Genomic DNA, 10,836 nt, shown 5'->3' on the forward strand with positions numbered 1-10,836 from the left:
GTACCGCTGTGCCAAACAGCGCAGCGAGCCCACCAGTGACAAGCGTGGTGCCAAGGCAGATGAGCTGCACCTCACACCGCTGGAACTGATCGACCGCATCGCCGCGCTGGTGCCACCGCCACGCACCCACCGGCACCGCTACTTTGGTGTGCTGGCACCAAACTCGCCGCTGAGAGCGGCGGTAACGGCGCTGGCTCAGCCTGCTGCGTCGCAACCAGCCACGGTGGAGACTGCACAACCTGGCGCGGGCGTACCTGGGGTGGCGGCGCCGGGCAACGCGGCCACACCCACACCCGAACCTGAAGCACGCCCGAAGCGAGCGGCGCATTACTTGTGGGCGGTGCTGATTGCCCGCATCTACGAGGCATTTCCGCTGCTGTGCCCCATGTGCGGTGGGCAGATGCGCATCATTGCCTTCATCACCCACAGCGCCGAAATCCGCCACATCCTGAACCACATCGGGGTGGAGTCTGCCCCCCCCGCACATCACCCCGGCACGCGGGCCACCGCTGTGGGAGGGCTGCGACGCGCCGGTGGATGATGGTGCGCAAGGCGAGCCGGATTGGGATCTGGCAGCTCAACCCGACGAGGTAGACCAGCGCGTCAATTGGTGACCCAGTGAAGCGGCGGTATCCATCGCTGCGGGGAAGCAGCTGCGCGCGCGCCAGGCCCAAATGCATACTGCCTCCCAAGCTCTTGCCATTGAGCGGCAAGCGAGCGCTCAACCTTCCTTGGCCGAACGTGTTTCGAGGCCCAAAACTCGTGCCATACTTGGCCTCATGCGGTTGAATTTCCTATCCGTGGCGTCGGCCAGATCCTGCAGTAGCGCCCACCACAGCTCGATCGGCATGCGCTCAAAGCGGCTGGCCTCATCCAGCTTGCGGCGTACGACCGTGCTGCGGATTCCCTCAGCTTCCATGAACCGTCTGACGAGGTTGGTGGTTCGGGCAAAGACCTGGGCGCCTGTCGCCATCAAGACTCCGGTTGGCACACGATGTCAAAAAACCATACGCGGAAGTCAAGAACCTGGCCACAGGTTCAACGACAATTTCGCGCATTCGCAGAATAACCGAGTGAGGAATCTTTGATGGACACACTGTTTACGCCGATCGTTTCAGGCATGACGGCGCTTTTCGGGCGTGAGCCCACCTTGAACGAGATGATTCTGATCCCGATGATTCCGGTATTCGTCAGCGCATTCCTGATCGAATGGCTTTACACCTGCATCAAATCAGGTAACACCAACCTGACGGCGGGCAAACCGTTCTGGCTGCGCGAAGTATTCGCCAATTTTTCGCTAGGCGCGGGCTATTACGTGTCTGGCGCGTTGATGAACGTGCTATTTGTCGCCGCATTGTTCACGGTGGTCTGGGATCACCGCTTTTTCTCCATCCCGATGAACGCCGGCACGGTCGTGCTGGCATTTTTTGTTCAGGAACTCTGTTACTACTGGTATCACCGTACCGCGCATCGTGTTCGTTGGTTCTGGACCCAGCATGTGTCTCACCACACCGGCGAGATCATGAACATGTCGACGGCGGCACGGCAGAGCATTCTGAATGGCATCGTCGGCACCTGGATATTTTATGTACCGGCGGTGTTGATGGGTTTTACGCCCGAAGTCATGTTGGGTTTGCTCGGGGCCAACCTGGCCTTCCAGTGGTTTGTACACACCGAATCCATACCCAAACTTCACCCGTGGGTTGAATGGTGGTTCAACACGCCTTCCAATCACCGCGTACACCATGGCCGGAATGTGCAATATGTGGACAAAAACTACGGCGGCGTAATCATGCTGTATGACCACCTGTTCGGCACCTACGAACCCGAAGAGGAAAAGGTGGTTTACGGTACGCCGCGGCAGATCAAGAGCCACAATTGGTTCGTACTGAATCTGCATGAATTCGTCGACATGATTCGCGATGTCATGGCGCCGGGCCCATTGGGCGAACGCCTGAAGCACTTATGGAAGCCCCCGGCGTGGCAGCGCGAGGGCCACGAACCTATCCATACCTGGACCGTAGAACGACACGAAGAGGTTTCACCGAAATGCTGACGATTGCCAAAGGTTTCCTGATCCTTAACGCACTGGCTTTCATGGCAATTGGCATCAACACGACGATAAACCCGGAGGCGGCGATGGCCGCCCTCGACCTCGCACCAACAACCGTTACCGCGACCAACGAAATTCGCTCCATCTACGGCGGCATGCACTTCAGCTTCGGCGCCATGATGCTGGCTGGTGCGCTGCTTCCAGCGCTCACCCGCCACGCGCTGTGGTTTTGCGCGGCATTTCTCGGCGGGCTGGTTGCCGGGCGGGTATCGAGCCTGCTCCTGGATGGTCAGCCCAATGATCTGGCCAACTTTCTACTGGTGTTTGAAACTGCGGCACTGCTTTTAGCGCTGATCCTGCAACATACAGTGCGCGGTGTCCCCAAACGCGGCGCGTTCGCGTAAGCCGGTACGCTACGTTCAAACGGCATGGCCAAGGCCCAACCACCGCAAATGCACATGGACAAATACATATTCCTTGTGTTGTGGGTTCAGAAGTAGGCCCGCTGGCATGCCGCGCGGCTCGCTTGTCGCAGGGGATTCTATGAACTTGAAAGTCTGCGCGCAAACCGGCACAGCCTGCCAAGAAATGACCGAGCGGGGCTCTGCCCTTTCAGGTGCCCGTGAACAGGCTCTGAAGAGCGCGCTGGCTGGTCGTCACGCCGCGCACCACATCGCCCACGATGATGGCGCTGGGGCTGGTCAGTTGTTCGCTGGCAATCGTCGCGCTCAGTGTTTCCAGGGTGCAGACCGCGTGGCGCTGCGTCGGCAGGCTGGCGTTCTGGACGATGGCGACCGGTGTGTCGGCGGGCAAGCCGTGCAGCAGTTCGTCCTGGATGCGCTGCGCACCGCTGACACCCATGTAGATCACCAGCGTCAACTTGGCCTGGCGCGCGGTGTCAGCCAGTGCACGCCAGTCGGTGCCAGCATCGCCCGGCTTGGCGTGGCCGGTGACAAACACCACGCAGGAGGATCAAGCCGGCCTGGACAGCGAAGGCCGCCTTGTCGATACCGCCGTCGCCGACGCCCTGGTGGCCGCCGTCAAGGGCCAGCCGGGCACCATCGCCGCGTACAAACAGGAGGCCAAGAAGCAGAACCAGCCGCTGGCCTTCGCCCTGTCCGACATTACGGCACTGGCCTCGGCCAAGTTCGGCTACAGCGCCGAGGACGTGCTGAACACCTGCCAGGCGCTCTACGAGACGCACAAGCTGACCTCGTACCCGCGCACCGACTGCGCCTACCTGCCGGAGTCGCAGCACGCCGACGCGCCGCGCGTGCTGGAGGCGATCAAGCACGTCAACCCCGAACTGGCCGGCCTGGTCGATGGTGCCGATCCGCGTATCAAGTCCAAGACGTGGGACGACTCGAAGATCACCGCGCACCACGGCATCGTGCCGACCATGCAGAAGGGCAGCAAGGCCGCCCTCAGCGAGCGCGAGCGCAACATCTACGACCTGATCGTGCGCGCCTACCTGGCGCAGTTCTACCCGCTGCACGAGTACATGCAGACCACCGTGGGCGTCGAGATCGCGGGCGAGAACTTCGCCGCGAGCGGCAAGGTAGTCACGCGCAACGGCTGGCGTGACGTGTACAGCCAGGCCGACGAGGAAGGCGAGAAGGACGAGGACGACGACAGCGGCACGCAGGCCCTGCCGTCGATGGCCCAGGGCGACGCCGTGACCTGCACGGACGCCACCCGCAAGGACGCCAAGACGAAGCCGCCAGCGCGCTTTACCGAGGGCACGCTGATCCGCGCGATGGAGAACATCCACAAGTTCGTCAGCGATGCCGAGCACAAGAAGATGCTGCGCGAGGGCGACGGCATCGGCACGTCGGCCACCCGCGCGTCGATCATTTCCGAGTTGAAGCGGCGCGAGTTCCTGGCCGTCAAAGGCAAGCAGATCATCAGCACGACCCTCGGCCGCAGCGTCATCGACGCGCTGCCCGAGGTTGTGAAAAGCCCGGTGCTGACCGCGCTCTACGAGCGGATGCTGAAAGGCGTCGAGCAGGGCACGGCCGCCCTGGACGCCTTCATCACGAAGCAAGAGACGTTCATCCGCGACCAGGTGGCGAAGGCCAACAGCGGAGCCGTGACCATCGCCGGCGGCAAGGAAGCCGCGCCGGTGTCATCCCTTCACAAGTGCATGGCCTGCGGCAGCGGCTTGTCGCGCCGGCCGAGCAAGAAGAAGGGGCAATTCTGGTGGGGTTGCAGCAACTTCCCCACATGCAAGCAGACCTACCCCGACCTCAAGGGTCGATGATTTCGTCAGTGACGGTCGCCATGCCTTCGATGGTGAGCGCAACCAGAGTCGCGTAGCGGCGCTGCGGCTCGAACTTGGCCAGGTCGGCTGGCGTCATCTGGCCACCCTCGCGGGCGATCTTGAGCAGCCGGTTCTGGTGCACCGACCGCTCGATGCCGGAGGGCAGGTCGAGCGCCTGCCACGCCTTGAGGCGTTCGATGTGTTCCAGCATGTGCCGCGAGTTCGGTTTGACCGGGGATTGCCGCAGCCAGGCCAGCCAGGTCGTCTTGCCGTTGTCGCGGCGCTTGAGCAGATCGTCGAGGCGACGGCGATGCATGTCCGATAGCGGTTCGGCCAAGGCGTCGTAGATGCGCCGGTTGGCGCGGGTGATCGCCTCGGCGCTCGCCCGCTCGACGGCGTTGAGAGCAGGCAGAATGACCGACTGCCGCCGCAGGTGCTCGATGAAGGCGCTTGCCAGCACAATGCCCTTGTCGGTTTGCATGGCCAGCTCGGTCAGCGTGTGGACGGCCTGCCGGTAGTGGCTCATGGTGAAGGGCCGGAAACCGAAGACGGTTTGCAGCTCGATCAGGTGCTCACGCCGGGTCTGCTCCCGCTGTCCGTACTTGCCCCAGCTTTCGATGCTGACCTTGAGCTGGTCGGCGACCAGTTTCAGCAAGGGCGGGAACGGCGGTTCATCAACGCCCAGTATGACGCCCGGAAAGCGTAGGTAGCAAAGCTGCACCGCGAAGCCCAGCCGATTGGCTGGCCCGCGCCGCTGTCGGATAATCGAGAGGTCGGTATCGCTTAATGTGTAATGTCGAATCAGGTCGTCCTTGGAGTCCGGCAACACCAGCAGGCTTTCCCGCTCGGCGGCGGACAGGATTGAACGACGTGGCATATTTACTGATTCGTTCTCAAGTATTGATACAGGGTTTCGCGACTGATTCCGAATTCACGTGCCAGCTTGGTCTTTTGTTCGCCAGCCTCGACACGTTGGCGCAGTTCGGCAATACGCTCAGACGGCAGGGATTTCTTCCTGCCACGGTAAGCACCGCGTTGCTTGGCAAGCGCAATACCCTCGCGCTGACGCTCGCGGATCAAGGCGCGCTCGAACTCGGCGAACGCGCCCATCACCGAGAGCATCAGGTTCGCCATCGGTGAGTCCTCGCCGGTGAAGGTTAAATGCTCCTTCACGAATTCGATGCGCACGCCGCGATGGGTGAGGCTCTGCACCAGGCGGCGCAGGTCGTCGAGGTTGCGCGCCAGACGATCCATGCTGTGCACCACCACCGTGTCTCCTTCGCGCACGAAGGCGAGCAGCCGTTCCAGTTCGGGCCGCCGTGTGTCCTTGCCCGACGCCTTGTCGGTGAACAACTTGTCCACCGGAACCTGTTCCAGTTGCCGCTCCGGGTTCTGGTCGAAGCTGCTGACGCGGACGTAACCGATGCGCTGACCGTGCAAGGTATCCTCCTGAGGAAAATGTGTCAGGAAGAAATCTATGACCTTTGACGGCCTGTGTCAAACAATCCGCAAGGTTGTCGTTTTCAGAAGGCGACTGCACCAGTTCACTGGGCTGGCCGCCGTGTGTGCATAGAACTTCTGACCGGGAACGGTCAGAAGTTCTATGCACGAAGCGCCGCGAGAGATCGGAATTGCTCAGAACTCTTGTGCACGGCGCGACAAAGCCGGAACCGCCGAAAATTCCGGCGATCAACCGGCAAGCTGCTTGATGCGCTCGGCCAGGCGGCCGAAAGCCTCGTTCACGTATTCCAGCACCTTGGGTTCTGCGCCCTGCGTGCGCAGCGAGTCTTTGAAGGCTTCCAGGTCGGACAGCCATTGCCGATGCAGGCGGCCCAGCTCGTCGAGCTGAGGCCGGAAGTCTTGGAGACTGCCGCTCGCACGAAACGCCTGGTAGCCACGCTCAAGCGTGGCCGCCGTGGTCAGCAGTTGCGCGCCCATTTGCTTGTGCTGTTCGGAGAACTCGGCCATGCCGTCATAGGGCCGCGAAGCCTTGCGGCGCTCGGCTTCGGATGCCTCTTCCATGATGCGGGCGTAGCGGTAGAACCCTGGGAACTCGCGGGACAGCGCCATGAGCTGCTGATCGGATGTGCCGACCCAAATCCTGTGCAGGTCAGGCCCGTACCCCATCATGCGATTGATGATGGCATGGGCCTCGCTGACACCCTGGGCGGCAAGCTGCTGCATGTGTTGGTCGATCTTCGCGGCCAGTCGGCGGAATTCGTTCATGCTCATGTCCGTCACAAAAGGCGCGTTGATTGCCCTTGCGCCGTGAGAAGTGCCACCGCCTTCTTATCGAAGGAAACGAAGGTTTCCCCGCCAAGCCAGTTGCCTTCGTAGGCAATGACGCCATCGGCAAAGTCTCCGCCCGCGTCGAGCACCAGCAAGCCAGCCTCCACGGCAGGCCGGTTCACTTCCACATTCGCGGCGGCCAGTAGTGCCCGGATCGCGCTGGCCGCGTCGGCTTGCTGGAAGCCGTAGACACGCAGCAGCACCCAAACAAATTCGCATAGGCACGGCAGCGCGACCGCGATCAACTCGGCGTCGGTCAAGACTGCGGCGGCAACGTCCGCTTGTGCGGGATCGTCACGCACAACCGCACGCACAAGGACGTTGGTATCGACTGCGACCTTCATTGCTTACCTGCCCAGCCTTGCGCCGCCGCCTCGTTGATTTCTTCGATGGTGGCAACCTTCTGCGTCTTGCCCGCGAGCAGGCCGACAAAGCTGGCTATCGTCCCTGCGGGCCGTGCCGCCTTGAGCACGCCCCGACCGTCTGGCAACAAGTCCAGCTCGATCTTGTCGCCTGGCCTGATGCCGAGGTGTTGCAGTACGTCCTTCCGAAACGTCACTTGTCCCCGTGCGGTAACGGTCAATGTGGTCATGGTGGTTTGCCCTCGCAATCAAGGTTGATGCTTCACATAGTAATGCAAAAATGCCTTACCGTCAATGTCCGTCAAACGATCATTAGTCGGCCATGCCGGACACTGTCCAGCAAAGTTATTGCACAACGGGTTGTCGGACATTAAGATAGGCGGACGGAATGACGGACAAGAGAGGCGGCAAATGGCACTGATCGGCTATGCGCGGGTATCGACGGCGGAACAGGACACCGCCTTGCAGACGGATGCGCTACGCAAGGCAGGCTGCGAGCGCGTTTTCGAGGACACGGCTTCCGGGGCCAAGGCCGACCGCCCCGGCTTGGCTGATGCGCTGGCCTACCTGCGCGACGGCGACGTGCTGGCCGTCTGGCGGCTGGATCGGCTCGGGCGCTCTATGCCGCACCTAATCGAAACGATAGGCGCGCTGGAAGCGCGAGGCGTCGGCTTCCGTTCTCTGACGGAAGCCATCGACACCACCACGCCAGGCGGGCGGCTCATCTTCCACGTGTTCGGCGCGCTGGGCCAGTTCGAGCGCGACTTGATCCGCGAGCGCACCAAGGCCGGGTTGACTGCCGCCGCCGCTCGTGGGAGGAAGGGCGGGCGAAAGCCGGTTGTCACCGCCGACAAGTTGCAGCGAGCGCGGGAGCACATCGCCAACGGGCTTAATGTCCGAGAGGCCGCTACACGGCTCAAGGTGAGCAAGACGGCCCTGTACACCGCGCTGCAATCCACCAGTGCAGCCGACTCCTGATATTCCGTGCAGTCGTCTTCTGAAAATGACAAAGGTGGCTCTATTCTGACGTTTCCTCACCGGATGATCTGACGCCAGGTTAGGGTATAGCTTAACCGGACACCTCGGCCTCTGTGCCTTTACTGCTTTTCGGTACAACCGTCAAGAACAGGCAGAGCGCTCCGATAGTTATCGCCACATCAGCGAGGTTGAAGGCGGGCCAGTGCGCAAGTCGCCAATGGAAGTCAAGGAAATCAACAACCTGTCCACGCAGCACACGATCCGCGACATTGCCCAGCGCACCGCCGAGGATCAGGCTGTATCCCATCGCTTCGAGACGGGGCAATTGCTGGCACAGCATGCGTCCCAGCCAAGCAGACACGACCAGGCCCAGCGTGATGAAAAAGTAACGTTGCCAGCCGCCAGCGTTCGCCAGAAAGCTGAATGCCGCGCCGGGATTCAGGACATGGACGAAGTTGAAGAAGGGCGTGACTTCGACCTGTTCACCGTAGGCAAACGTGCGGGTGATGGCGAACTTTGCGAGCTGATCGGTCATGACAGCACTGGCGGCCACTGCGAACCAGACCCAAGTCGATGTGCGGCGAGCCGATTGCCACACAGGGACGGCCAGCGGCATCAGCCACCCGGCGAGCGCCGTGCAACTCAATCCAAGTACCCACCCCGCCAGCACATCGGCAGGAAAGTGCATTCCGGCTGCGATGCGTGACCAACCGACCAATGCGGCGTACAACACCAAGCCGATGCGGCCACGACGGCCTATCAAAGGCCAGAGCGCGCCGACCACCAGCGCGGAATAGGTGGCATGCCCGCTGGGCAGGCTGTAGTGTCGTTCGATGCCCCCGATAACGCGCACCATGTCGCCAAAAACGGCAGGCGGGCGTGGAAAGTCGATCCATAGCTTCAAGATGGTGGCGACGAGAAATGCCAACGCAAAGGCCACGCTAAAGACTCTGAGTCTGTACCGGATGGCATCGGCCCGCGTTGGGTCAGGTGCCGACTTTGACCATCCCCACATCGCCAAGAGCATCAGTGGTGCAGTCCAGTAGTTGCCTATCACAAGGTTGAAGAACGATGCCAGCGGTTCCAGCGCTGCAGGTGTGCTCATGTTGATGGCTTGGAACAACGCGATGTTCAGACCACCCCAGTCGTAGAGAAAGAATTTCCAGCTCATTTGCGCAACAGCCTCAAGCCATTGCCAACGACGAGCAAGCTGGCCCCCATATCAGCAAACACCGCCATCCACATGGTCGCTTGACCCGTGAAGGTCAGTACCAGAAATACTGCCTTGATGCCAAGGGCCAGCACAATGTTTTGCATCAGCACCTGCGCCGTCGCACGCGACAGGCGCACGAAGGTCGGAATCTTGCGCAGGTTGTCGTCCATCAGGGCCACGTCGGCGGTCTCGATTGCGGTATCTGTGCCAGCCGCTCCCATTGCAAAGCCGACGTCCGCACGCGCCAAGGCCGGGGCATCGTTGATGCCATCACCGACCATGCCAACCTTGCCGCTTCGGGCCAGTTGCTCCACTTCGCGCAATTTGTCATCTGGGAGTAGGTTGCCTTGCGCACGGTCGATTCCGGCTTGTGCGGCAATGGCCTGTGCCGTATTGGGGTTGTCGCCGGTCAGCATCATGGTGTTGATGCCCAGTGCGTGCAGCTCGGCGATGGCGGTCCTGCTGCTGTCCTTGATGGTGTCCGCTACGGCGAATAAGGCATGTACCGCCTTTGCGCCTACCAACATCACGACGGTCTTGCCAGCGGTTTCCAGCGCAGCGATGCGCTGCTCTAGCTCTGGTGTGCACTGCCCCAGCTCTTCGAGCATCCGGTGGTTGCCCAGATGGTAGGTCGCACCGTTGATTTGGCCTTGCACACCCCGACCGGGCAGCGCGTTGAATTCGGCCACGTCGAGCAAGGCAACCCCGTCCGTCTGCGCGGCCTGTGCCACCGCCTTGGATACAGGATGGTCTGAGCGGGCCGCCAGACTGGCAGCGATGCTGCGGCTGTCCGAGGCGAGTGCATTGCCCCATGTGACAAAGTCGGTCTGTGCGGGCTTGCCGTGCGTGATCGTGCCGGTCTTGTCCAGAGCCAGCCAGCGCAGCTTGCGGCCTTCTTCCAGATAGACGCCACCTTTGATGAGAATGCCGTGGCGAGCGGCGGCGGCCAGGCCGCTGACGATGCTGACCGGTGTAGAGATCACCAGTGCGCACGGGCAGGCGACCACCAGCAGAACCAATGCACGGTAGATCCAGTCGAGCCATGCCGCACCCATGAACAGCGGCGGCAACAACGCGACGGCGATGGCAACGCCGAATACAACGGGGGTGTACCAGCGGGCGAACTGATCGACAAAACGCTGAGTCGGCGCACGACTACCTTGCGCAGCCTCTACCGCGTGAATGATCCGGGCCAAAGTGGAGTTGTTGGCCAAGGCGGTGACGCGGTACTCGAACGAGCCGGATTCGTTGATCGTGCCAGCGAACACCGAATCACCGGGGGATTTTTCGACCGGGAGGTCAACACGCTGCTGGAGGCCCATATTCAACAGGTGGAAATGCGTGTGTCCGCGCTGTTGCAGTTAAAACGGCACTTGGTTGATTTGCGCGAGAAGTGTTCTGGCTCTCGATCTGTAGAGGCGTGCGGCATTTTGCAAGGGTTGGGCAATTGCAATTGCCATGGTGAAAGTGCCACGAACAGTCAAACATCTGGGTAAGTAAGGGCTTAGCGTGCTTTATTTTCCGTTTTCTGAGGCGACCCCTTCTACGTGGGCCACCTGGACGGGCACCCGGCCGGGCGGATCATCAACAACAAGACCGGCACGGACATTACCTGGAAGAGCAAGGGCTACGCCTTGAGCGACCAGGAGAAGGCCAAGCTCCAGGCCGAGGCGGCCGAGAA

11 protein-coding genes and 3 pseudogenes are annotated in these 10,836 nt (G+C 61.5%); 5 read left to right on the top strand and 9 right to left on the bottom strand.

Annotated features, from left to right (window positions below; translation table 11 throughout):
* Positions 1-614: pseudogene (locus AC13EY_RS01240) on the top strand (transposase); the annotation flags it as partial.
* 107 nt (positions 615-721) lie between these two features.
* Here AC13EY_RS01240 and AC13EY_RS01245 read toward each other — a convergent pair.
* Positions 722-973 carry a hypothetical protein gene (locus tag AC13EY_RS01245; RefSeq protein WP_285678048.1) on the bottom strand — a complete coding sequence of 84 codons (252 nt, stop codon included), beginning with the start codon at positions 971-973 and terminating at the stop codon, positions 722-724.
* A gap of 114 nt (positions 974-1,087) precedes the next feature.
* On the opposite strand from AC13EY_RS01245, the gene AC13EY_RS01250 reads away from it, so the two are divergent.
* Complete coding sequence (locus AC13EY_RS01250) at positions 1,088-2,056, top strand: sterol desaturase family protein (RefSeq protein WP_285678047.1); 969 nt, start codon at positions 1,088-1,090, stop codon at positions 2,054-2,056.
* On the top strand, positions 2,050-2,457 hold the full coding sequence (locus tag AC13EY_RS01255) for a DUF4345 domain-containing protein (RefSeq protein ID WP_233048402.1): 408 nt from the start codon (positions 2,050-2,052) through the stop codon (positions 2,455-2,457). The genes AC13EY_RS01250 and AC13EY_RS01255 overlap by 7 nt, the downstream gene beginning before the upstream one ends.
* A gap of 208 nt (positions 2,458-2,665) precedes the next feature.
* Here the strand turns inward: AC13EY_RS01255 and AC13EY_RS01260 are convergent, their stop codons facing one another.
* Positions 2,666-3,016, bottom strand: coding sequence for a uroporphyrinogen-III C-methyltransferase (locus AC13EY_RS01260; RefSeq protein WP_079742477.1), 351 nt, complete (start codon positions 3,014-3,016; stop codon positions 2,666-2,668).
* Between AC13EY_RS01260 and AC13EY_RS01265 the strand changes: the two genes are divergently transcribed.
* On the top strand, positions 3,003-4,313 hold the full coding sequence (locus AC13EY_RS01265; RefSeq protein WP_444542590.1) for a DNA topoisomerase: 1,311 nt from the start codon (positions 3,003-3,005) through the stop codon (positions 4,311-4,313). The two genes, AC13EY_RS01260 and AC13EY_RS01265, sit on opposite strands and share 14 nt — an antisense overlap.
* Here AC13EY_RS01265 and AC13EY_RS01270 read toward each other — a convergent pair.
* From AC13EY_RS01270 to AC13EY_RS01290, 5 genes and pseudogenes are all read right to left on the bottom strand, one after another.
* Positions 4,306-5,190: pseudogene (locus tag AC13EY_RS01270) on the bottom strand (DUF4158 domain-containing protein); the annotation flags it as partial. The gene AC13EY_RS01265 and the pseudogene AC13EY_RS01270 sit on opposite strands and share 8 nt — an antisense overlap.
* A gap of 2 nt (positions 5,191-5,192) precedes the next feature.
* Positions 5,193-5,753 (bottom strand): recombinase family protein, encoded by a 561-nt coding sequence (locus tag AC13EY_RS01275; protein WP_115501500.1) that lies wholly within the window; start codon positions 5,751-5,753, stop codon positions 5,193-5,195.
* 249 nt (positions 5,754-6,002) lie between these two features.
* A complete protein-coding gene (locus tag AC13EY_RS01280) occupies positions 6,003-6,539 on the bottom strand; it encodes a hypothetical protein (protein ID WP_003159187.1) in 537 nt (178 codons plus the stop codon).
* A gap of 11 nt (positions 6,540-6,550) precedes the next feature.
* Positions 6,551-6,946 carry a type II toxin-antitoxin system VapC family toxin gene (locus AC13EY_RS01285; RefSeq protein WP_003159186.1) on the bottom strand — a complete coding sequence of 132 codons (396 nt, stop codon included), beginning with the start codon at positions 6,944-6,946 and terminating at the stop codon, positions 6,551-6,553.
* Entirely contained in the window at positions 6,943-7,194 is a 252-nt protein-coding gene (locus AC13EY_RS01290) for an AbrB/MazE/SpoVT family DNA-binding domain-containing protein (protein WP_003108276.1), read from the bottom strand. Before AC13EY_RS01290 ends, AC13EY_RS01285 begins: the two co-directional genes overlap by 4 nt.
* A gap of 181 nt (positions 7,195-7,375) precedes the next feature.
* On the opposite strand from AC13EY_RS01290, the gene AC13EY_RS01295 reads away from it, so the two are divergent.
* Positions 7,376-7,942 (top strand): recombinase family protein, encoded by a 567-nt coding sequence (locus AC13EY_RS01295; protein ID WP_003159185.1) that lies wholly within the window; start codon positions 7,376-7,378, stop codon positions 7,940-7,942.
* A 91-nt stretch (positions 7,943-8,033) separates the two neighbouring features.
* Here the strand turns inward: AC13EY_RS01295 and lspA are convergent, their stop codons facing one another.
* Together lspA and AC13EY_RS01305 are read right to left on the bottom strand one after the other, a co-directional pair.
* Positions 8,034-9,113, bottom strand: a complete 1,080-nt coding sequence (gene lspA, locus AC13EY_RS01300) for a signal peptidase II (protein WP_233048403.1) — start codon at positions 9,111-9,113, stop codon at positions 8,034-8,036.
* Positions 9,110-10,453, bottom strand: a pseudogene (locus AC13EY_RS01305) (heavy metal translocating P-type ATPase); the annotation flags it as partial. The pseudogene AC13EY_RS01305 and the gene lspA, both read right to left, overlap by 4 nt.
* Positions 10,454-10,836: the final 383 nt, after the last annotated feature.

This window comes from Halopseudomonas sp. L-58, assembly GCF_056859475.1.